Genomic DNA, 21,020 nt, shown 5'->3' with positions numbered 1-21,020 from the left:
GCCTGCTCCCCGGGCGCACGCCAGGAGCTGCGCGGAAGCGCCGTCCGCCACGTCCCCTGCGAGGACGTGGCGGACGGCGCCGACGTGGATCAGCCCAGTGATCTGAAGCCCCGCGATCTGAAGTCCGATGACCTCAGGCCACGTACCGGCGGAGCTTGATGCCGGACGTCACGTCCGACACCGTGAGCCAGATCCGCTGGTGCTGCGGGTAGGCCGGGTCCGAGATCGCGTAGTGCGTGCTGTCCCGGTATCCGACGATCACCGCGTAGTGCCCGCCGGGGTAGGACCGGCCACCGAGTCGCGTCACGTTGATGACCGTCGCCCACCCCCGGTCGACGTTGAACTTCACGTCCGCGAGCAGCCGCGTCCGCAGTTCCGCGTCGGAGCCCCACTGCTTCACCTGGTAGTAGCCGACACCGGTGTAGTGGTTGAGCGCGTTCTTCAGGTTGTTGATGTTCGGCAGGCCGATGTCCGGCCGAATCCCCATGTAGCTCGCGAGCGTGGCCTGCGGGACGTACTTCCCCTTGGCCGTCAACGCGATGCGAGCGCTCGCCGCGGCGCACCAGTAACCGGTCTCCTGCTGCTGGTACTGGAACGGCACCGACTTGTCGACGGCGGCCGCCGTGCCCGTCACCAGTCCCATCGCCGCCGCGAGGGCGACGATCACCGCGATGATCCGCATCAGGCGACGTACCGGCGCAGCTTGATGCCGCCCGCGACGTTGCCCGCGTCGAGCCAGTGCAGCGCACCGCCCGAGTACGCCGGGTCGGAGACGGCGAACTGGTTGCCGCCCGCCCGGTAGCCGACGATCGTCGCGTAGTGGCCGCCGGAGTAGTTGCGGCCGTTGAGGCGGATCACGTTGATCACGACGGCGTGGCCGCGGTCAGCGTTGTAGACGACGTCGTACTTGAGCTTCTGCAGCAGCTGAGCGTCGTTCGACCACTGCTTGACCTGGTAGTACGTGCTGCCCGTCCACTTGTCGAGCGCGTTCTCCAGGTTCTTGATGTTCGGCAGACCCGTGCTCGGGGTGAGCTTCATGTAGTTCGCCAGCTCCTGCTGCGACGGGTACTTGCCGCGTGCGGTGAGCGCGATGCGAGCGGCCGCAGCCGAGCACCAGTAGCCGGTCTGCTGCACCTGGAATTGGTGCGGCAGCACGCCTTCACCCTGGATGCCGAGTTCGGCAGCGGCGGGGATGACGGTCTCGTTCGACGCGGCGAGAGCGGCGACGGGGGTGGACAGGCCGAGCGCGATCGAAGCCGCGAGAACGGTGCCCACGATCTTTCCGAGCTTCATGCGTAGTTCCCCTCAGTTTCCCTCTGAGCGGGCACCGCCCCCTGCGGCGCCACGTCACAAAGAGTGGCGGCACCGGTGTGACGCCCGCCACGACGTTCGGCCAGGGACTAAAAACGCAGATCAGACGGGTGATTGTGTGGTTGACCAAGTGCTGGGACTCTGACGCCGTGCTGCGGGTGCACTTCACTGCGGAGGACTTGGCGCGGGTACGGGTGTCCTCAGGGCCCGACCCGATGTGGGAGATCCTGCTGAGCCTGCACGTGCTGCGGCAGCGGGACGGGGCGCCGGTCTTCGGCCAGTGGCGCCAGGAGGTGCGCGGCAGGCTGGCGCCGGAGGCGCGCTGGCTGATGCAGCTCGCGCCGCCGGTCGGCTACTCGCCGGACTTCCTCACGCCCACGGCGGGCTGCGGCGTGGACGACGGCATCGACGCGGTGCTGTCCACGCCCGCGCACCAGCTGCGCACGGACCTCGACCAGCTCGGCGCGCAGCAGCGGCTCGACCCGCGCACGCACCTGCTCGCGACCGGCGACACCGGTGCGCTCGACGAGCTCGGCGAGGCGCTGCGCGGGTATTACGACGCCGCGCTGGCGCCGGTGTGGGACGACGTGCGCGGCGTGTGCGACGCGGACCGCGCGGTGCGGGCGCGGCAGTTCCTCGACGGCGGCTGCGAGCGACTGCTGGAGGACCTGCACCCGACGATCACCTGGCGTTCGCCGGTGCTGCACATCGGCTACCGCTTCCCCGAACGCGACGTGCACCTGGGCGGCAAGGGCCTGGTGCTCGTGCCGTCGTACTTCTGCTGGGGCAAGCCGATCATGCTGCGCGACGCCGACCGCCCGCCGGTGCTCGTCTACCCGGTCGAACGGGACCTGCACATCAGCAACGGCAACCCCCGCACGCTGGAGGCGTTGCTCGGCCGGACACGGGCCGCCGCGCTGGAGGTCATCGCAGGCGGTTGCACCACGACCGAGCTGGCGCGCCGCCTGGGCATCTCCCCCGCGTCGGCCAGCGCGCACGCGACCGTGCTGCGCGAAGCCGGCCTCGCGGTGACCCAGCGCCACCGCAACACCGTCCTGCACACCGCCAGCCGCCTCGGCGTCGAGCTCCTCACCTGAGGATGCGGGAACCGAAGGCGACCACCAGGCAGAGCAGTGGCAGCAGGCCCAGTGCGATCGGCAGCGACGTGACGTGCGCGAGCATGCCGATCAGCACCGGGCCGATGAGCAGACCGGCCCACCCGGCCGTCGACACGGCGGCGATCGCGTGCGCCGCGTGGCCGTCCGCCTCACCGGCCGCGGCGCTGTACATGACCGGCACGTTGCACGACAGCCCGATCCCGATCACCGTGAACCCGGCGACGGCTGGCCAGAACGAGCCGATCATCAGCGCGACGGCCATCGCGGAACCGCCGACGAGCGCCAGCGTCCCGAGCACGCGGCGCGCGCCGAAGCGGCCGACCCACCGGTCGCCGAGTGCGCGGCCGGTGAACATCGTCATCGCGAACACCGAGTACCCGAGCCCGGACAACGACTCCGGCGCGCCGAGCGACTCCCGCAGGTACACGGCCGACCAGTCGCCGACCGCGCCCTCGACGAGCAGCGCGGCGAACATCAGTCCGCCGAGCGCCAGCAGCCGCCGGTCGCGCCACGGCAGCGCGAGCCGGTGCTGCTCGACCTCGACCCGGTCGGTGAGCATCGGCCTGGCCAGCGGCCAGGTGGCGAGCACGAACACCGCGGCGATCACGACCATCTGCTGCGCCAGGTCGAACCCGAACCGGATGAACACCGATCCGATGGTCACGCCGAGGAACGCGCCGAGGCTCCAGAAGGCGTGGATGGACGACATGATCGGCCGCGGGTACGCGCGTTCGACCGTGACGGCCTGGGAGTTCATCGCGACGCCGAGGAGACCCTGCGCGCCGCCCCACAACGTGAGCGCGACGAACAAGGAAAGAGGTGACCACGCGAGTCCGAGCAACGGGTTGGTGAGGGCGTAGGCGACGAGTGCGATGGCGGTCACCCGGCGGCTGCCGCACCTGGCGATCACCGGTCCGCACAGCAGCATCGCCGCGACGGATCCGACGGACGCGCCGAACAACGCGAACCCGAGCGTCGCCTCCGACAGGTCGAGCCGGTCCTTCACCAGCGGGATGTGCGGTGTCCACGCGCCGAAGCCGATCGCGTGCGCCACGAACACCGCGGTCGTGACGAACCGGGCCGCGCGGGGCTCAGACAAGGCGGACTTCGACTCCGTGCGCGCGGATCTCGGCGATCTCGTCCGCGGGCGCGTCGGTGTCGGTGACGAGCACGTCGACGTCGCTGATCGGGCAGACGCGGCCGAACGCCGTGCGGCCGAACTTGGAGCTGTCGACGGCGGCGATCACCCGCGATGACGCCTCGACGGCGGCCTTCTTGACCGCGCCCTCGGCCAGGTCGTGCGCGGAGATCCCGTTGCGCGCGGAGAGTCCGCAGCTGCCGAGGATCATGGTGTCGAACCGCATGACGTCGAACGCGTGCTCGGCGAGCGGGCCGACGAACGACTGCTCGCCCGGCCTCAGGTCGCCTCCCGGCACGACGACGCGGACCTGGTCCGCGGCGCGCAGCACCTCGAGTCCGTGCAGCGACAGCGGCAGGACGGTGAGCCTGCGGTTCACCAGCAGGCGCGCGGCTTCGACGGTCGTGCTGCCGCCGTCCAGCACGACCGTCTCGCCGTCCTCGATCAGCGAGGCGACCTCGACGCCGATGCGGCGTTTGACGTCGAGGCGCTGCTTGCTGCGTGCCGCGAACGGCGTCTCCTCGCCCGTGAGCATGCTGACCGCCGCGCCCCGCACCCGCCGGAGCAGCCCTTCTTTCTCCAACTGGTCCAGGTCGCGGCGAACCGTCATCTCCGAACACCCGGTCAGCTCCGCCAACTCCCCCACGCCGACCCGGTCCCCCCGGCGCAACGACTGCAAGATGAGCTCGTGCCGTTTCGCAACATCCACGATGTGCATACGAACACACAGGGTGTTAACAAAGCAACTACAGTCGTGAGCGCACCGCCGCCAGTGCACAGGCTCCGCCGATCACGAGCACGAGTGCGGCAACCCAGAAGGCCCACATCACCGAGTACGTGATCGCGAGCGCGATGTGGACCGCGCCGGCCGCCGCGAACACGGCCGTCAGAAAGACCCAGATCGTGAAGTGCGGGATTCTGAAGTAGTCATGCATGCGCTGCCTGATCCGGTGGCTCCCCATCTCACCTCCTTCCGCCTTGTACCGCGCCTATCGGGGAAGGTGCTGGCGAGGTTACTGATAGTCGGGTACTACTGACCCGCATGACGACCGACACGGTGACCGGTTCCGACTACGGCAACCTCGTTCGCACCCACCTGACCAGGGTTGAACAGCACAACGCGGCGGCGCTGGACGACGTCGCCGAGCTGGTTCTAGCCGCCGTGCAGGCCGACGGGACGATCCTCACAGCGGGTGCCGGGCACTCGCTCGCGGCGGTCGCCGAGACGTTCTACCGCGCGGGCGGGCTCGCCTGCGTCCGGCCGATCTACCACCCCGAGCTGCTGCCCATGCACGGCGCGATCAGCAGCACCGCGGCCGAGCGCCGCACCGGCCTCGCGAACGAGGTGCTCCGCGACGCCGGGCTCGCCCCGCACGACGTGCTCTTCGTGTTCTCCACCTCGGGCGTCAACCCGTACCCCGTCGAGCTCGCCATCGAGGCCGCGGACGCCGGTTGCCCGGTCGTCGCGGTGACGTCGGTGACCGCCAGCGCGTCCGCACCCCGTCGCGCAGGCACCACGCTCGCCGAGGTGGCGACGGTCGTGCTGGACAACCTGGTGCCGTCCGGCGACTCGACCTACCCGGCGGAGGCGCCGGTCACCGCGGCCGTGTCCACTCTGGCCACGACGTTCCTGTGGAACCTGCTGATGGTGCGGCTCGTCGACAAGGCGACCGACCAGGGCGTCGAGCTGCCGCTGTGGCGCAGCGCGAACGTCGAGGGCGGCGACACGGCCAACGCCGACCTGCTGCGGCGCTACCAGAACCGCATCCCGCAGCTGGGTTGAGTAGAGCTACGCACGAAATCTCCACACCCGTCGGTTAGCGTTCCCCTCATCTTGGTTCTGGGGGGATCTGGGGATGAACAACAAGACCCGTAGATGGGTGCTGGCCAGCGGCGGAGTCACGGCGGCGGCGATCGTGGTCGCCGCCGTCGTCGTCGTGTTCGGAAGCGGGAGCAATCCGAACACGACGCCGTACGTGCCACCGAAGACGTCACCGAAGATCGCGGCGGAAGCGTTCTTGTCGGCGATCGCCACCACTGATCCGGCGGGGGCCGCGAACAAGACCGACAACCCGACCGCGGCCGGGGCGGCGCTCGCTGCCCAGAGGAACGGGATGGGCATGGCGAGCTACCGCGCGAAGCTGAAGGAAGCGCCTGCCGACGCGGTGACGCTGTCCGCGGACGTCACGTGGAAGCTGCCGAACGGCAAACCGTTCGCCTTCGTCGTCGAGTTGGGCATGGTGCAGGTCAATGCCCAGTGGAAGGTGCACTGGGCGCCGACCGTGCTGCACCCGAAGCTCGCCGACGGCCAGCACCTCACCTACCGCGACGCCGTCGCCGACGGCGCGCTGCTGGGTCCGGACGGCGCGGCGCTGAACGCGAGCTCCATGCCGAAGGCCCTGTACGACGCGGTCACCGGCCAGCTCGGCAGCCTCAAGGGCACTGACGGCTGGGAGGCCGGCATCATGGCGGGCCAGGTCTTCACCCCGCTCGACGGCGAGAAGCCCGTGGCCGGTGAGAAGGTCACCGTCACCATCGACCCGGCGATCCAGAAGTCGGCGCAGGCGGCCGTGGACGCGCTGCCACAGGGTGCCGCGATCGTCGCCATCGACCCGAGCAACACCGAGATCCGCGCGGTCGCGTCGAACGACGCGCTGGGCAGCAGCCCCTTCAGCGGCCAGTACGCGCCCGGTTCGACGATGAAGATCGTCACCGGTGCGGCGGCGTTGCAGAACGGGCTCGTGCAAGGCGCGGACACCCCGCTCGACTGTCCCGCGGAGAAGACCGTCGGCACGCGGTACGTGCCGAACCAGGACCTCTTCGGCTACCCGAACAAGATCTCGTTCAAGATGGCGTTCGCGAAGTCGTGCAACACCACCTTCGCGATGCTCGGGCACCAGTTGACACGGAACGTGCTGCCGTCGACGGCACAGCAGTTCGGGCTCGGCACGGACTACATCATCGCGGGAACGGAGTCGAACACCGGCAAGGTCCGGCCGGCGGACAGCGACGACGAGCAGGTGGAGAACAGCTTCGGGCAGGGCACGGTCACCGCGAGCCCGTTCGGCATGGCTCTGGTGGCGGCGACCGTCGCGCAGGGCAAGAAGCCAATGCCGACGCTGGTGCGCGGCAAGGCACCCGAGGTGACCTCGGGCGGTGCGGCGCCGCCCTCGCCTCAGGCGCTGAACGCGCTGCGCACGTCCATGCGCGAGTGCGTCACGTCGGGCACCGCTCAAGCACTCGCCGGCTACGGCACCGTGTACGGCAAGACCGGCACCGCCGAGCTGAACCCGCAGGAGGCGCACGGCTGGTTCGTGGGCTACCGCGGCAACGTCGCGTTCGCGGTGTTCGTGAAGGGCGCGGGCTCCTCAGGGCCTGCCGTGAAGGCCGCCGGTCAGTTCCTCGGCGCCATTGGCTGAGAAGTTCGGCGTCGGGTAGATCGCGACGACCGGGGGCTCGTCGAACTGGGTGTGGTACAGCTCGGCGTACCGGCCGTCGCGGTCGATCAGCTCGGCGTGCGTGCCCTGTTCGGCGATCTCGCCGTCCTCGACGACGAGGATCTGGTCGGCGCCCCGGATCGTGGAGAGCCGGTGCGCGATCACGAGCGCGGTGCGCCCCTTGAGCGCCTCGGTGAGCGCGGCCTGCACCGCGACCTCGGACTCCGAGTCCAGGTGCGCGGTCGCCTCGTCGAGGATCACGACCTTCGGCTTGGCCAGCAGCAGCCGCGCGATCGTCAACCGCTGCCGCTCACCGCCGCTGAGCCGGTAGCCGCGCTCGCCCACGACCGTCTCGAGCTGGTCCGGCAGCTCCTCGACGAGCTTGCCGAGCCGCGCCCTGCGCAGCGCGTCCCACAGTTCTTCTTCTGTCGCATCGGGATCGGCGTACTCGAGGTTCGCCCGGATCGTGTCGTGGAAGAGGTGCCCGTCCTGGGTGACGACGCCGACGGTGTCCCTGATCGCGTCGAACGACAGGTCCCTGACATCCACACCGGACAGCCGGATCGCGCCTTCGTCCACGTCGTACAGCCGCGGCACGAGGCTCGCGAGCGTCGACTTGCCCGCTCCCGACGGCCCGACCAGCGCCAGAACCTGTCCGGCCTCGGCCTTGAAGCTGATGCCGTGCAACACTTCCTCGCCGCCGCGAGTGTCCAAAGTGGCCACTGACTCCAGACTGGCCAGCGACACCTTGTCCGCACTCGGGTACGCGAAGCGCACCTGATCGAACTCCACGGACACCGGCCCGCTGGGAACCGTCTTCGGCTTCGGGCTCTCCTTGATCATCGGGTCGAGGTCGAGCACCTCGAAGACCCGCTCGAAGCTGACCAGGGCGGTCATGATGTCCACCCGCGCGTTCGCGAGTGCCGTCAGCGGCGAGTAGAGGCGGGTCAGCAGCAACGCGAGGGACACGACCGTGCCGGGCGCGAGGCGCCCGGTGAGCGCGAGGTAGCCGCCGAGCCCGTACACCAGCGCCTGCGCGAGCGCGCTGACCAGCGTCAACCCGGTCATGAACCAGCGCGTGGCCATCGCGGTCTTGATCCCGATGTCCCGCACGCGCGCCGCGTGGAGCCCGAACTCCTGCTCCTCGACCTGGGGCCGCCCGAACAGCTTCACGAGCGTCGCGCCGGGCGCCGAGAACCGTTCGGTGGTCTGCGTGACCATCGACGCGTTGAGCCCCGACGCCTCCCGTTGCAGGTCGGCCATCTTCGTGCCCATCCGCCGCGTGGGCAGCACGAACACCGGCAGGAGCAGCAGCGCGAGCGCCGTCACCTGCCACGACAGCGTGAACATGACGGCCAGCGACAGCACCAGCTGGATCACGTTCGTCACGACACCGGACAACGTGGACGTGAACGCCCGCTGCGCGCCGATGACGTCGTTGTTGAGCCTGCTGACCAGCGCACCGGTGCGGGTGCGGGTGAAGAACGCGATCGGCATCCGTTGCACGTGCCCGAAAACCGCACGGCGCAGGTCGTAGATCAGCCCCTCGCCGATGCGGGTCGACTGCCACCGCTCGACGAGCCCCAGCCCGGCATCAGCAATCGCTATGGCCGCGATCGCGAGCGCGAGCCACACCACGACACTCGGCGCCTGACCCTGGACGATGACGTCCACGACGCGGCCGGCCAGCACCGGGGTGCTCACCGCGAGGACCGACGAGATCACCGTGAGCAACAGGAACACGATCAGCTTCGTGCGGTGCGGTTTGGCGAAGCGCAGCACCCGGCGCATCGTGCCGCGACGCACCGACTTGGGTGCCTCGGCGCGACCCATCGCGCCCATCATCAACCGCCAGGAACCGTCCACGTTCCCAACAACACCACATGACCCCGACAACTTCCCGCCGTTCGCCCCGGACGAACAGGAGACGCGAGGCGGCCGGGACTGTCGGTACCACTGAGTAGGCTCGAATTCGGGGGCTGCTCACGCCGGTCGCGGGGACGAAGTCCCCCGAATCCGAGCCTAGCCGTGGGTACCGACAGTTCCGGCGACGCCAGAGCTTGCCGGCGCGCTACAGCTTGCCGGCGAGCTTCGCGAGCTCGGTGAGCCGCCGCATCTGGGCGGCACGTTCCAGCGCCAGCTGCTCGTCGTCGGACACGCCGGAGGTAGCGGAAGCGATCAAGGCGAGCGTCTCGGAGACAGCTCCGGGCATCGGCTTGAGCACCTGCGCGACGAGCTCGTCCACCGCGTCGTCGAGTCCGGAAACGGGCACGACGGAGTTCGCGAGCCCCATGCGCAGCGCCTCGTCCGCGGGGACGCGCCGCGTGGTCACGCAGATCTCGGCCGCGCGCGAGTAGCCGACGAGGCGCACCAGTGGCAGCGTGCCGCCCAGGTCGGGCACCAGCCCGAGCGACGGCTCCGCCATGCACAGCAACGCGTCCTCGGCGAGCACGCGGAAATCACATGCCAGTGCGAGCTGGAAACCAGCGCCGATCGCGTGGCCCTGCACGGCCGCGATGGTGACCCTCGAGGGGTCGCGCAGCCATCGGAAGCCGTCCTGGTACCGCGCGATGCGGGCGTCCGCCTCCTGCTGGGAGCCTTGCATGATCTCCAGCAGCGACGGCTCGCCATCGACGCGTTCGCCGGTGAACATCCGCCTGTCCAGTCCCGCCGAGAAGGCACGACCGGAACCCCGGACGACCACCACGCGGACGTCCGGGCCCAGGCTTTCACCGATCGCCCGCAACGCTTCCCACGTGGAAGGCGTCTGCGCATTGAGCACATCAGGGCGATCGAGCGTGATCGTCGCACGCGGCCCGTCGACGACGAGCCGCACACCTCCGCGCTCGAGCACGCCAGCGTCGATTTCCTGACCTGGCACGTGAGACCTCCGGCAACTAGAAGCTAGTTACCGGAGAGTAGCCCAATTTACTTCTTCTTCGTCCGGGTGGCGCCACCGCGACCGCGCAGCGTGACGCCGGATTCCGACAGAACCCGGTGCACGAAGCCGTAGGAACGCCCGGTGCTCTCGGCCAGAGCCCGGATGCTCGCGCCCTTTTCGTACTTCTTCTTCAGGTCAGCGGCCAGCTTGTCCCGCGTGGCGCCGGTGATCCGGGCACCCTTCTTCAGGTCAGCCACCTTGTCCCGCCTTCCGTACGAGCAGGTCGGGCCGTTCGACGGCCCCTGTCGTCGCAATGATCGAACAGGAAAGGTCAGAACGCCAGGTGATCAAGCAAAGAGATCGCCGAACGGTCGATTCGATCACACTCAGTTGATCAATCGACGCACACGGTAACCCTTTGAGGAGTGGAGATCACGCCAACTGCACGAGTTCGAGGTAGTCCTCCGACCAATGATCCTCGGTGCCGTCAGGCAAAAGGATCACTCGTTCGGGCTCCAGAGCCTCGACGGCACCGGGGTCGTGCGTCACCAGAACGACCGCGCCCTCGTAGCGGCGCAACGCGTCGAGCACCTGCTCACGTGAAGCCGGGTCGAGGTTGTTGGTCGGCTCGTCGAGCAGCAGCACGTTCGCCGCGCTCGACACGAGTCCCGCCAACGCGAGGCGCGTCTTCTCGCCACCGGACAGCGTGCCCGCGGGCTGGTCGAGCTGTTCACCGCTGAACAGGAACGTGCCGAGCAGCGAACGCAACCGCTGCTCCTGCTCGTCCGGCGCGGCGTGGCGGATGTTGTCCCACACCGACGCGTCGTGGTCGAGCGTCTCGTGCTCCTGCGCGAAGTAGCCCAGCTTCAGGCCGTGGCCCGGCACAACTGAACCCGAATCCGCGGTCTCGCCGCCGCCCAGCAGACGCAGCAGCGTCGTCTTGCCCGCACCGTTCAGGCCGAGCACGACGACCCGCGAACCCTTGTCGATCGCGAGGTCCACGCCGGTGAAGATCTCCAGCGAGCCGTAGGACTTGCTCAGACCCTCTGCCATCAAAGGCGTCTTGCCGCACGGAGCGGGCGCGGGGAAGCGGATCCTCGCGACCTTGTCGCTCTGGCGCACCTCGTCGAGACCGTCGAGCAGCTTCTGGGCGCGCTTCGCCATGTTCTGCGCCGCAACGGCCTTCGTGGCCTTCGCACCCATCTTGGCGGCCTGCGTCATCAGCGCGCCTGCCTTCTTCTCGGCGTTGGCGCGCTCGCGGCGGCGGCGCTTCTCGTCGGTCGCGCGCGCCTCGAGGTACTTCTTCCAGCCGAGGTTGTAGATGTCGACCTCACCGCGAATAGCGTCGAGGAACCACACCTTGTTCACGACGTCGTCGAGCAGCTCGACGTCGTGGCTGATGACCACGAGCCCGCCGTCGTGCGACTTGAGGAACCCTCGCAGCCACGCGATGGAGTCCGCGTCGAGGTGGTTGGTCGGCTCGTCGATCAGCAGGATCGTGCTCGACTTGGCGCCGATGCCCGCCTCGGACGCGGCGAACAGGATGCGCGCGAGCTCGACGCGGCGGCGCTGACCGCCGGAGAGCGTCTGCAGCGGCTGCGCCAGCACGCGGTCCGGCAGGCCGAGGTTCGAGCAGATGCGCGCAGCCTCGGACTCGGCGGCGTACCCGCCGAGCGCGGCGAAGCGCTCCTCGAGCTTGCCGTACTTGCGCACGGCGGTGTCGAGCTCGTCGGGGTCGACCAGCTCCGCCATCTTCGACTGGGCCTTCTCCATGTCGCGGAGCAGCTGGTCGAGGCCGCGCGCGGACAGCACGCGGTCCTTGGCGATGACGGACAGGTCGCCCTCGCGGGGGTCCTGCGGCAGGTAGCCGAGCTCGCCGGTGCGGCGGACGTCGCCCGCGTACGGCTGGCCCTCACCCGCGAGAACGCGCAGCGAAGTGGTCTTGCCCGCGCCGTTGCGGCCGACGAGGCCGATGCGGTCGCCGGGCTGAACGCGCAGGTTGGCGCCGGACACGAGAATGCGTGAGCCCGCGCGCAACTCGAGATCGGTTGCGGTGATCAAGGGAATGCTCCATGGAAGTGGGTACGGCAGAGGGACGGCGCGTACGCGGCTACTCCAGGAGGATGATCACCCGCCCAGTCTACGGGGTCCGGGCCACCGGATTTTCCACATGTGGTCAGCGGCATACATTGCGTGCCATGAGTCAAGACTTCACGGGCAAGGCGGCGCTGGTCACAGGCGCGTCGCGAGGCATCGGCTACGGCATCGCCCACGAGCTGCTCTCCCGCGGCGCCTCGGTGACGATCACCAGCCGCAAGCCGGAGGCGTGCAACGCCGCGGCCGCCTCACTCGCCGCCGACGCCGGTGTGCCCGCCGACCGCGTGCTCGCCGTCCCCGGCAACGCGGGCGACGACGCCGCGCGCGAAGAAGCCGTCGTGCGGACCGTGGAGCGGTTCGGCAGCCTCGACGTGCTCGTGAACAACACCGGCATCAACCCGCAGTTCGGTTTCCTCATGGAGGCGGACCTGAACGCGGTGCGCAAGATCTTCGACGTCAACGTCGTCGCGGCCCTGGGCTTCGCGCAGCAGGCGTGGAAGGCGTGGCTGGGCGAGCACGGCGGCGCGATCGTCAACATCGCGTCCGTCGGCGGCCTGCGCTCGACCGGCGTGATCGGCGCCTACGGTGCCTCGAAGGCCGCGCTCATCCGGCTGACCGAGGAACTGGCGTGGCAGCTGGGCCCGCGCGTGCGGGTCAACGCGGTGGCCCCGGCCGTGGTGAAGACCAAGTTCGCCGAGGCGCTGTGGTCCGGCCGCGAGGACGAGGCGACGCAGCAGTACCCGATGAAGCGCCTGGGCACCCCGGAGGACGTGGCGAAGCTCGTCGCGTTCCTCGTGTCCGACGACGCCTCGTGGATCACCGGCGAGACCGTCCGCGTCGACGGCGGCCTGCTGGCGACCGGTACCACCGGCTGAGTTCGTCAGTCGCGAACAACCACCTCGACGGCGCGCGCCCGCACGGCCGCGTCGTCGAGCACCGCGCGCCGCGGCTCAGCCACGTCGAGGACCCTGTCCGCGGCCTTCGCGAACACGTCGGCGAGGCGCCGGTCCTCGCGCAACACGTCCAGCGCCTGCCGGTCACCACCCAGCACGACGGCGTCCAGCTCACCGATGCGCGGCGCGAGCACCCGCACGGCGTCGTCAGCGGCCGCCTGCAGCGCGACCCGCGCCTGCCCCTCCCTGCGGCGCGCGAAGCGCTGCTGGGACCAGCCACCGGCCTTGTTGCGGCCGTGCACGAGGTGGCTGTCCGTCGTGGACACCTCGACCCTGCCGCCGACCGCGATGCCGATGCTGTGGCCGCCGAGGCGGACGAGGAGCAGCCCGATCCGCTTCGGCCTCATCAGCTCCTCGAGCACCTGGCCGATCTCGAGGCCGGGCCACGCGCCGGGCTCGAACTCGCCCACCAGCTCGGCGCGCGCCCCGTCCTTCGCGGTGACGACGACGTCGCGTTCGCGGATCTCGGTGTCGTGGATGCCGCCGTGGCGTTCGCCGAAGCGCTCGAACCAGCCCTGGAGACGTTCGGGCTGCAGCTCGACGGCACGGCCTCCGCCGGGCACCGATCGCACCTTCGCCATGCCGCCCCCTGCGCTTGGACACGTTCACACAGGCGTCCCCGCCAGGGGGTCCCCTGCTTTCATTCTCCCAACTGACACCGACAGTCCACGGCCCTCAGTCGCAGAACAGGCCGTATTCGGTCAGAAACCAGCGGCGGCTTCGATCAGCAACCAGCGGCTGCAGTCAGAACCAGCGCGATCCGAACCCACCGGCTAAGCGACCGCCACCCACACGGGCAACGGATGCCCGCTCTCCGCAGGCTCCAGCCGCTGCACCACCCCGAACCCGGCATCCCGCAACGCGGCAGACACCTGAGCCGCACTCAACACCCGATGCCGCGTCTCGACGGCCCCGGACACCTCCCACCCGGACCCGCCGCGCACGAGCTGCACGACCTCGAGCCCGTAGGACTGCCCATCAGGCGCCCAGTCCCACAGCTGCACGATGACCCGGTCCCCGGACACCTTGGGCGGCGGAGCAGCGGGCCGCAGAGCCCCGAGCCTGCCTAGCTCGGGCACCGCCGCGACCAGGACCCCGCCAGGACGCAGCACCGCGTGAGCGAGGACGAGCGCGTCCAGCAGAGATTCCTCGTGAGCGAGCCGAGGCAGGAGGTCGTCGCAGACGCGGACGACGTCGACGAAGGTGCCGGGAACGACGTCGAGAAGATCAACGACGGAGTGCGGGCCGGTCCGAGCACGGCGTCGGCGACCGACGCGAGCGGGTCGAGGCCGTTCATTGCGCACACACTAGAGCCAAGCGATCACTCGGCGCTAACGCAGCCAAATGTTACTGATCGGTTGGAAGTCCTTGACAGATTCGTACCGAAAGCGTGAACCTGTCAACCGTATGGATTAACCATTGACTCCATCCGGCGTCCACTAGGGGTGTTCACAGGCGGGTAGGGTCACTGGGGCGTGATCTTATGACAGCGGGGAGTCACCATGACCATCGCTGCCGGTCGACCAACACAGTCCGTTGAAGATTCAGAATCGACGGGCCACGGCAGCCTGACGCAGCTCCTGACCACCGGGCCCTTCCCGGAGGCTCTCAGGGCTGCTATCAAGGCGAGCCGGCTGAGCCTCGACCGCATCCAGCACCGGTTGGCACTACGCGGCGTCACCATCAGTGTGGCGACGTTGAGCTACTGGCAGTCAGGAAGGCGAAGGCCCGAACGACCCGAGTCGCTCGAAGCACTGCGGCACCTCGAGTCCGTGCTGGGTGTCCCCCAGTCCGGTCTGTCGGCACTGCTGGGTCCGCCGCGTCCGCGCGGCAGGCGTTGCCGTCCGACGACGATGATGCCGATCGACGCGTTGTGGGCGCGGCGGGAACGGGTCGCGAACCTGCTCGCCAAGGTCGACACCTCGTCGGATCTCAAGCTCGGCCGGATCAGTCAGCACGACCGCATCGAGATCTCTGCCGACGGCGGGCAGAAATCTGTGTGGGTGCGGCAGATCCTCCGCGCGGAGCAGGACGGCCCGGATCGCTGGGCGCTCGTCTTCGAAACCGAGGAGCAGGACGTCCTGCCCGAAGTGGTGAACGTGCGCAACTGCCACCTCGGCCGGGTCGCCAAGGACCACGAGGCCAACATCATGGTGGCCGAGATGATGTTCGAGCGCCCGCTCGCGCGCGGCGAGACGATCATCATGGAGTACGAGCTCGCGTTCCCCGAGGGCCACTACCCGAAGGGCAACAACTCGTTCGCCCGGAAGTTCCGGCTCCCGGTCCGCGAGTACGTCATCGAGGTCCGCTTCGACGAGGCCGGAGCCCCGGCGCGCATCCAGCAGTACAGCGTGCCCGCGGGTGACGAGACGCCTTCCCGGCGCCGCAACCTCACCCTCGACAGCGAACACGGCGTCCACGCCGTGGCACTCGGCTTCGGACCCGGCGTGTTCGGTGTCCGGTGGGAGTGGCCCGGCAACCGCTAGACGTGAGTACCGAAAAGGGGAGCTTCCGCTACGGAAGCTCCCCTTTTCGTTCACTTCAGGACGATCACACGTAGCCCGCGAGGTGCAGGGCCACCGAGCGGATGGAACCGCGGTCCGCAGTCGCGCCGTCCACGACCTTGAGGGTCCACGTGCCGTCAGCGGTGGCGCCGATCAGCCCGCTCAACGGCGTCGCGGCACGCCACGAGCCGGTGAACGGAGCATCGGTGCTGCTCACCGACGAGAACGCCCGCGCGGCGGTGTCGTCGAACACGACCTTGCAGAGGTTGTTGCCCGTGCTGCCGTTGCGCTGGAACAGCGTGACGGTCGCACCGGTCGGCGAGGTCAGCGTGCCGACCAGGTCACCGACGAAGGTGTGGTCGATGCCGACGGTCGTCGCGCCGTCAGCGGTCGAACAGGTCTCACCGTCGATGGTGAACGTCAGCTTCGACGCACGGCCCACACCGGTCACCGCGAACGGAACCGAGACACCGGTCGGGTCGTTGTCCGGGATCGCCAGAGCGGGCCCGGCGTACGCGAAGTGCTTGAACTCGCGAGACGGCTCACCGACCGCGAACTGGAACGTCGCCGTCGTCGGCGAGGTCGTGCCCGCGAACGTCACCCGCGCGTCGAGCCGCACGGCGTCGCCGAGCTGCGCGTTGGCCGGGATCGACACCTTGAAGGTGTTGCTCACGGTCTGGCCGACGTCGATGTTGCCGTAGTACTTCGAGCGCGGCGCGATGGTGACACCGGCCGACGGCGAGGTGAGCACGAGGCTCGTCGACGCCGCGGAGCCGTCACCGCCGTTGAACACCGGCACGGTCACGGTCGCCGTGGTGCCCGGCTTGAAGTACGCGCTGCCGTCGTTGTCGTTCAGCACCGTCGGGCGCTGCGCCTTGGCGAGTGCCTGCGGCGACGCACCGGTGTGCGCCAACGCCTTGTCCGCCATGACGATGCCCGCACCGGAACGACCGTCCACACCGGACTCGACGATGTCGAGTGCCGTCGTGCTCAGCGCTTCCCGGACCTCAGCGGGCTTCAACGTCGGGTTGCCGGACAGGATCAAGCCTGCGATGGCCGCCGCGTTCGGCGCCGCCGCCGACGTGCCGAAGAACGGCGAGAAGCCGCTGACGCTGGTCGTCACACCGTCGGCAGCAGTGATGTCCGGCTTCTGCCGCACCTGCTCCTCGGGCGTGCCGTCGGCCTTGAAGAACACCTTGCGCGGGCCGTCGGACGAGAAGCGCTCGAGCTTCTGCGTCGCGTCGTACACGCCGGGGAACGGACCCTTCGGGTTCGCCGGGTCACCGGGGTGCAGGTCGAACCCGAGCGCCTGGCCCGCGGGGGCCGCCGCGACCGAGACCGCGCCCTTGGCGGCCGAGTGGCCGCGCGTCACACCGGGCGTCGCGTACTTCTTGAGACCGTCGGTCGAGTCCGCGAACCGGCCGCGCAGCGCGGACAGCGCGATGTACTTGTCATCGCCGCGGAACTTCACGACCGCGAGCCGCGTGCCCGCGCTGCTGGCGGGCGTGCGCAGCAGCTCGTACGGGTCCTGCGTGCCGTCCTGCGTGTTCTGGCTGAACGCCGCGACGTTGCCCTGCTGGTTGACCAGGTACAGGTCGTAGTCGTTGAACGACTGGTCAGCGGGGTCGTTCCAGAACAGCGTGACCGGCACGTTGCCCGAGTACGACGACAGCGGGTTGAGCACCTGCTTCATCCCGGGGTTCGGGTCGAAGTCGTGCGCGGTGCCCGCGAACTTGCCGACACCGACACCGGAGTCGACGAACTGCCCCTCCCAGTGGCCCGAGGTGCCGTCGACGACGTTGCCCTCGTTGCCGGCGGACGAGAAGTACACGGCGCCGTCAGCGGCGACGGCGTCGACCGCGGCGGCGATGATGCCGTCCTGGAACGGTGACTCGTTGAAGTACAGGACGTCGTCGACGATGACGTCGCAGCCGAGCTGGAAGCGCAGCTTCTTGATGTTGTCGGCGAACGAGGCGTCACCGTTGAACGCCGTCGCGAAACCGAGTTCGGCGTTGGGCGCGACGTCGTGCAGGATCTCGAGCATCGCGGTGCCCTCGTCGCCGGAACCCTCCTGGCCCGGAACGACGTCGACAGCCGGGAGCTCACCGGCGGCCTGCGACACGGCGAGCGACGCGATGCCGTCCGACAGCGCGCATAGCTTCGTGCCGACACCGGTCACGTGGTGCGTCTGACGAGCGGTGTCGGCCGCGTGCGTGCGGTCGCCCTCGTTCGTCTTGACCGCCTTGATGGAGACCTGCTTCTCGGCGAGCTTGCGCTCGATCTCCCGAGCCTTGTCCTCCTTGGACGGCTGCTGCTTGCGCTTGGCGTTGCGATCCTCGAACTTCTCGACCTTCGAGGTCATCGCTTCGCTGGCGGACTCGACGCGCTTGACGTCGGCGCGGCCCGCGAGAGCGCTCACCTGGTCCAGCGGCATCTCGGCCCGGATCGTGCGGTGCTCCGGCGACAGCGCCCTGATCTGTCCGCCCGCCGAGCGGACAGCGTTGACGAGGTCGTCCGAGTACTGCTTGGCCCTGATGTCGACGAGCGTGGTGCCCTGCCCCGACACCGCGACGCCGGTCTGCACCGACGGCAGCGCGCTCATCGTGCCCATCTGAGTGCGGCGCTTCTGCTCCACCACGAGCGAGCTGGCCACTTTGGACTCAGCGGGCGTGAGGTGCTTCTTGATGTCCTGCAACGCGGCGATCTGAGCCGCGGTCTTGGCGTTGATCGTCTTGGACGCCTTGGGTGCATCTGCGGAAGCCGGCGTCACAGTCCCCAGAACCGCTAACAGAAGTGCGGTACCCGCTGTGAACAGGTTGGTGCCTCTTCGAAATCTGCGCACAGGGATTCTCCCCCGAACGTTGAGCGTGCCCCCGACGCACGCGGCCTTCGGCCGGCGGTAACCGGTCCGAGGCGTCAACGTATGGTGCACGACTGACGACAGTCAGCAGCCTTTCGGGGTAGTTCTCACCTACCAGACGCAATCACAGTTCACAGAACAAACGCGTCCGTCCACAACTGACCCGTTCGTCCGGAAAGCGCTTCCAGCAGCGCAGCTGCCTGGTTGTCGGTCAGCGAGGCGATGAAGTCGACCACCGCGCGACCCCGTGCGAGCGCCTTGACTGCATCGGTACCAATCGGCATCTCGCCGGTCGCACCGACCAATGTGGACGGCTCTGTTCGGGCGAGCGCCGAGTACTCCGTTTCGGCCAGCTCGACGAGGTCGTGCAGCCGACGCGGCAACCGGTTGGCCTCGTGCCGATCGGTGACCCACTGCTCGAGCGCCTCGACGAGCGCGGTCAACAGCCGGGCCTGACCTCGTTGGTGCAGCGCGAGATCCGGGCGCAGCAACACGAACCGCTGGTGCACGAACTTCAGCACCTGCACCTCGTGCCACTGCGGCACCGCGAGCACCACGTGCCCCGTGCGCGGCGTCGGCTCCTCGAGGATGCCGACCGCGTCGACGAGCCTGCGCGTCCAGCGCGCCGAGAACCGCGCGAGCGCCTGCTCTGCTTCGACGGAACCGTCGAACGGGACGGACAGCAGCCCCTCCACGAGGTCACCGCTGACCTTCACGACGGCGGCCGCGAACGCCTCGTCGTTCATCACCCACGAGTCCTTGGCGTGCAGGCGGCGGCGCAACGTCTCCAGCGAACGGCCGGGGCGGCGGATCTGTGCGCGGAGGTCCTCGCGTGACAGGCCGGCCAGCTCCAGCGCCTCGATGCGCCACGTGCCGAGCTCGGCGGACACCGTGGCGTGCTGGAGCACGCCGACCCGGTGGAAGTCCTCGAGGTCGTGGATGGCGTACGCGATGTCGTCCGCCGTGTCCATGACCGAGGCCTCGACGGTCTGCTGCCAGCTCTCGATCTTGCCGTGGAACGCCGACCGCGCCTGGATGACGTCGTCGATCTCGGAGACGTACGCGGAGAACTTGGCGCTGCCCGTGCCGGGCATGTCCGCGGGCTCGGCCGCACCGCGCGGCGGCACCGGCAGGTCCTTCGGGTGCGGGTTCGGGTACGACAGGCGCGTCCACGGGTACTTGAGCATCGCCGCGCGCACGGCGACGGTCAGGTCGAGCCCGCGCGCGGCAGGCCCGCGGACGTCGGTGGTCGTGACGATGCGGAACGACTGCGCGTTGCCCTCGAACCCGTCGGGCAGCCCGAACCGGTGCCGCGCGAGCCGGTCGAGCACCCGCTCGCCGAGGTGTCCGAACGGCGGGTGCCCCAGGTCGTGCGCGAGCGCCGCGGCCTCGGCGACGTCCGGTTCGCAGCCACCGAGCTTGTCCAGCACCACGGTGAGTTCGGGCCTGCTGCCGAGCCGTTCCGCGATCGCGCGCGCGGCCTGCGCGACCTTCAGGCTGTGCGTGAGCCGGTTGTGCACGAGCAGACCGGATCCGGTGGAGCTGACGACCTGCGTGACGCCGCCGAGCCGCGCGAAGAACGGCGAGCTGGCGACGCGGTCGCGGTCGATCCGGAACGGGCTCGTAGCGAGGTCCGGCATGTCCCCCGCGGTGTTCGAGCGGCGGGCTTCTCGAAGCTCGTGGTGCATGGGAGAACGGTAGTCGGTCACCAGCGGTAGTCGGTCCAGTCACACACCGGGCGGTAGCCGATTCGCTGGTAGATGGAGTTCGAGACCGGGTTGAGCAGGTCCGCGAAGAGGACGACGTGCTCGGCGCCCGCGTCGAGCGCCCATCGGCTGACCGCGGCCGTCACAGCGGCGCCGTAGCCGTGCCTGCGGTGCTCCGGCGGTGTGTAGACGGGGCCGACGCGCGACATGCCGTTGTTCGGCGGACCCGCGGTCGCCCAGGCGACCGGTGTGCCGTCGCGTTCCCACAGCGCGTTGCCGTAGCCGAGCGCGAGCGAGCTGCGGATGATCTCTTCTCCGGACGCCGTCTGCGGTTCGCTCGGCAGTGCCTCGGCGTAGAAGTCGTGCCGCCATCCCGCCAGCAGGGGCACGTCGTCCTCGCCGGCCATGCGGAACGTGCCGGGCGCGTCGGGTGCTTCGAGCTCTTCGAGGCGGTAGAGCCTCTCCAGGATGTTGACCTGCGCCTGGTCGGTCCAGCGCGTGGCGAACGCCTCAGCTGTGCCGGAGGGGCCTATGGCGCCGGGCAGTTCGGGGTCGATGCGGCGCAGCAGGTCGATGGCCAGGTCGACGGCTTCCACCGGCCAGTCGGTGAGCTGGACGTGCCACGGCGGGGTGCGGAGCAGTGAGCCGACGAGCTCGTCGTTCTCGTGGAGGGTGACCATCACGAGCTCGGGATCGCCGTCCCTGGGGTGGTCGACGTAGCGGTTCAGGACGCTGATCGCGATGGTGTGCAGGACGGGGTCCTCGGCGAACCGGTCCCGCACCAGTGCGGCGAACAGCTTGCGGTCGGTGTGGACGATTGCTTCCATCCGTGCGCCCCCAAGAACGCCGAAAAGCCTTGTAGGGGCCCAGCGTACTGGGCCCCTACAAGGAAATTTTGTCCGGCGGCGACCTACTCTCCCACACCGTCACCAGTGCAGTACCATCGGCGCAGAAGGGCTTAACTACCGGGTTCGGAATGGGACCGGGTGTTTCCCCAACGCTATAACCACCGAAA

The 21,020-nt window shown here is 69.2% G+C and carries 20 protein-coding genes and 1 rRNA gene; 6 read left to right on the top strand and 15 right to left on the bottom strand.

Annotation, left to right across the window (positions count from 1 at the left end):
- Positions 1–133: 133 nt before the first annotated feature.
- Positions 134–682 (bottom strand): C39 family peptidase, encoded by a 549-nt coding sequence (locus FKR81_RS32825; RefSeq protein ID WP_146358031.1) that lies wholly within the window; start codon positions 680–682, stop codon positions 134–136.
- Positions 682–1,293 (bottom strand): C39 family peptidase, encoded by a 612-nt coding sequence (locus FKR81_RS32820; RefSeq protein ID WP_146358029.1) that lies wholly within the window; start codon positions 1,291–1,293, stop codon positions 682–684. Before FKR81_RS32820 ends, FKR81_RS32825 begins: the two co-directional genes overlap by 1 nt.
- 167 nt (positions 1,294–1,460) lie before the next feature.
- Here FKR81_RS32820 and FKR81_RS32815 point away from each other — a divergent pair, with 167 nt between their 5' ends.
- Positions 1,461–2,408, top strand: a complete 948-nt coding sequence (locus FKR81_RS32815) for an ArsR/SmtB family transcription factor (protein WP_146358027.1) — start codon at positions 1,461–1,463, stop codon at positions 2,406–2,408.
- Here FKR81_RS32815 and FKR81_RS32810 read toward each other — a convergent pair.
- Genes FKR81_RS32810 through FKR81_RS32800 form a run of 3 tightly spaced genes read right to left on the bottom strand, consistent with a single transcriptional unit; the run spans position 2,401 to position 4,529 of the window.
- Complete coding sequence (locus FKR81_RS32810) at positions 2,401–3,528, bottom strand: MFS transporter (protein WP_146358025.1); 1,128 nt, start codon at positions 3,526–3,528, stop codon at positions 2,401–2,403. The two genes, FKR81_RS32815 and FKR81_RS32810, sit on opposite strands and share 8 nt — an antisense overlap.
- Positions 3,521–4,285 carry a DeoR/GlpR family DNA-binding transcription regulator gene (locus tag FKR81_RS32805; RefSeq protein ID WP_186763309.1) on the bottom strand — a complete coding sequence of 255 codons (765 nt, stop codon included), beginning with the start codon at positions 4,283–4,285 and terminating at the stop codon, positions 3,521–3,523. Before FKR81_RS32805 ends, FKR81_RS32810 begins: the two co-directional genes overlap by 8 nt.
- Before the next feature lie 28 nt (positions 4,286–4,313).
- On the bottom strand, positions 4,314–4,529 hold the full coding sequence (locus tag FKR81_RS32800) for a hypothetical protein (protein WP_235921897.1): 216 nt from the start codon (positions 4,527–4,529) through the stop codon (positions 4,314–4,316).
- An 80-nt stretch (positions 4,530–4,609) separates the two neighbouring features.
- Between FKR81_RS32800 and FKR81_RS32795 the strand changes: the two genes are divergently transcribed.
- A complete protein-coding gene (locus FKR81_RS32795; RefSeq protein WP_146358021.1) occupies positions 4,610–5,350 on the top strand; it encodes an SIS domain-containing protein in 741 nt (246 codons plus the stop codon).
- 73 nt (positions 5,351–5,423) lie between these two features.
- Positions 5,424–6,986, top strand: a complete 1,563-nt coding sequence (locus tag FKR81_RS32790) for a penicillin-binding transpeptidase domain-containing protein (RefSeq protein ID WP_146358018.1) — start codon at positions 5,424–5,426, stop codon at positions 6,984–6,986.
- Here the strand turns inward: FKR81_RS32790 and FKR81_RS32785 are convergent.
- The 4 genes from FKR81_RS32785 to FKR81_RS32770 all read right to left on the bottom strand — a co-directional run bounded on the left by FKR81_RS32785 (position 6,936) and on the right by FKR81_RS32770 (position 11,946).
- A complete protein-coding gene (locus FKR81_RS32785) occupies positions 6,936–8,849 on the bottom strand; it encodes an ABC transporter ATP-binding protein (RefSeq protein ID WP_407936563.1) in 1,914 nt (637 codons plus the stop codon). The two genes, FKR81_RS32790 and FKR81_RS32785, sit on opposite strands and share 51 nt — an antisense overlap.
- 226 nt (positions 8,850–9,075) lie before the next feature.
- Complete coding sequence (locus tag FKR81_RS32780) at positions 9,076–9,885, bottom strand: enoyl-CoA hydratase/isomerase family protein (protein ID WP_235921896.1); 810 nt, start codon at positions 9,883–9,885, stop codon at positions 9,076–9,078.
- A gap of 47 nt (positions 9,886–9,932) precedes the next feature.
- A complete protein-coding gene (locus tag FKR81_RS32775; protein ID WP_030473247.1) occupies positions 9,933–10,142 on the bottom strand; it encodes a helix-turn-helix domain-containing protein in 210 nt (69 codons plus the stop codon).
- A 175-nt stretch (positions 10,143–10,317) separates the two neighbouring features.
- Positions 10,318–11,946, bottom strand: a complete 1,629-nt coding sequence (locus tag FKR81_RS32770) for an ABC-F family ATP-binding cassette domain-containing protein (RefSeq protein WP_146358014.1) — start codon at positions 11,944–11,946, stop codon at positions 10,318–10,320.
- A gap of 137 nt (positions 11,947–12,083) precedes the next feature.
- On the opposite strand from FKR81_RS32770, the gene FKR81_RS32765 reads away from it, so the two are divergent.
- A complete protein-coding gene (locus tag FKR81_RS32765) occupies positions 12,084–12,857 on the top strand; it encodes an SDR family oxidoreductase (protein WP_146358012.1) in 774 nt (257 codons plus the stop codon).
- Positions 12,858–12,862: 5 nt separating this feature from the next.
- On the opposite strand, the gene FKR81_RS32760 is transcribed toward FKR81_RS32765, so the two are convergent.
- Entirely contained in the window at positions 12,863–13,516 is a 654-nt protein-coding gene (locus tag FKR81_RS32760; protein ID WP_146358010.1) for an acVLRF1 family peptidyl-tRNA hydrolase, read from the bottom strand.
- A 192-nt stretch (positions 13,517–13,708) separates the two neighbouring features.
- Entirely contained in the window at positions 13,709–14,047 is a 339-nt protein-coding gene (locus FKR81_RS45290) for a hypothetical protein (protein WP_235921895.1), read from the bottom strand.
- Between the two features lie 3 nt (positions 14,048–14,050).
- On the opposite strand from FKR81_RS45290, the gene FKR81_RS45285 reads away from it, so the two are divergent.
- Both FKR81_RS45285 and FKR81_RS32750 read left to right on the top strand, forming a co-directional pair.
- Entirely contained in the window at positions 14,051–14,329 is a 279-nt protein-coding gene (locus FKR81_RS45285) for a hypothetical protein (RefSeq protein WP_235921894.1), read from the top strand.
- 294 nt (positions 14,330–14,623) lie between these two features.
- On the top strand, positions 14,624–15,421 hold the full coding sequence (locus FKR81_RS32750) for a hypothetical protein (RefSeq protein ID WP_235921893.1): 798 nt from the start codon (positions 14,624–14,626) through the stop codon (positions 15,419–15,421).
- Between the two features lie 64 nt (positions 15,422–15,485).
- On the opposite strand, the gene FKR81_RS32745 is transcribed toward FKR81_RS32750, so the two are convergent.
- The 4 genes from FKR81_RS32745 to rrf all read right to left on the bottom strand — a co-directional run bounded on the left by FKR81_RS32745 (position 15,486) and on the right by rrf (position 21,019).
- Positions 15,486–18,254, bottom strand: coding sequence for a S8 family serine peptidase (locus FKR81_RS32745; RefSeq protein ID WP_146358190.1), 2,769 nt, complete (start codon positions 18,252–18,254; stop codon positions 15,486–15,488).
- A gap of 176 nt (positions 18,255–18,430) precedes the next feature.
- The gene (locus tag FKR81_RS32740) at positions 18,431–19,987 is read right to left on the bottom strand and encodes a deoxyguanosinetriphosphate triphosphohydrolase family protein (RefSeq protein ID WP_235921891.1); all 1,557 of its coding nucleotides are present in this window, start codon (positions 19,985–19,987) and stop codon (positions 18,431–18,433) included.
- 17 nt (positions 19,988–20,004) lie between these two features.
- A complete protein-coding gene (locus FKR81_RS32735) occupies positions 20,005–20,832 on the bottom strand; it encodes a GNAT family N-acetyltransferase (RefSeq protein WP_146358006.1) in 828 nt (275 codons plus the stop codon).
- A 70-nt stretch (positions 20,833–20,902) separates the two neighbouring features.
- Positions 20,903–21,019: ribosomal RNA gene (gene rrf / locus FKR81_RS32730) — 5S ribosomal RNA — on the bottom strand.
- Position 21,020 lies beyond the last annotated feature (1 nt).

This window comes from Lentzea tibetensis, from assembly GCF_007845675.1.
In the GTDB taxonomy this organism is placed as follows: Bacteria; Actinomycetota; Actinomycetes; order Mycobacteriales; family Pseudonocardiaceae; genus Lentzea; species Lentzea tibetensis.
Note: the sequence above shows the minus strand (reverse complement) of the source record. Positions and strands in the feature narration are given on the sequence as shown.

Bases quoted from the DNA above. Each gene is read 5' to 3' on its own strand.
- FKR81_RS32740 (WP_235921891.1), bottom strand. From the start codon at position 19,987: ATGCACCACGAGCTTCGAGAAGCCCGCCGCTCGAACACCGCGGGGGAC.
- FKR81_RS32765 (WP_146358012.1), top strand. From the start codon at position 12,084: ATGAGTCAAGACTTCACGGGCAAGGCGGCGCTGGTCACAGGCGCGTCG.
- FKR81_RS32825 (WP_146358031.1), bottom strand. From the start codon at position 682: ATGCGGATCATCGCGGTGATCGTCGCCCTCGCGGCGGCGATGGGACTG.
- FKR81_RS32820 (WP_146358029.1), bottom strand. From the start codon at position 1,293: ATGAAGCTCGGAAAGATCGTGGGCACCGTTCTCGCGGCTTCGATCGCG.
- FKR81_RS32800 (WP_235921897.1), bottom strand. From the start codon at position 4,529: ATGGGGAGCCACCGGATCAGGCAGCGCATGCATGACTACTTCAGAATC.
- FKR81_RS32805 (WP_186763309.1), bottom strand. From the start codon at position 4,285: ATGCACATCGTGGATGTTGCGAAACGGCACGAGCTCATCTTGCAGTCG.
- FKR81_RS32790 (WP_146358018.1), top strand. From the start codon at position 5,424: ATGAACAACAAGACCCGTAGATGGGTGCTGGCCAGCGGCGGAGTCACG.
- FKR81_RS32735 (WP_146358006.1), bottom strand. From the start codon at position 20,832: ATGGAAGCAATCGTCCACACCGACCGCAAGCTGTTCGCCGCACTGGTG.
- FKR81_RS32785 (WP_407936563.1), bottom strand. From the start codon at position 8,849: ATGATGGGCGCGATGGGTCGCGCCGAGGCACCCAAGTCGGTGCGTCGC.
- FKR81_RS32760 (WP_146358010.1), bottom strand. From the start codon at position 13,516: ATGGCGAAGGTGCGATCGGTGCCCGGCGGAGGCCGTGCCGTCGAGCTG.
- FKR81_RS32795 (WP_146358021.1), top strand. From the start codon at position 4,610: ATGACGACCGACACGGTGACCGGTTCCGACTACGGCAACCTCGTTCGC.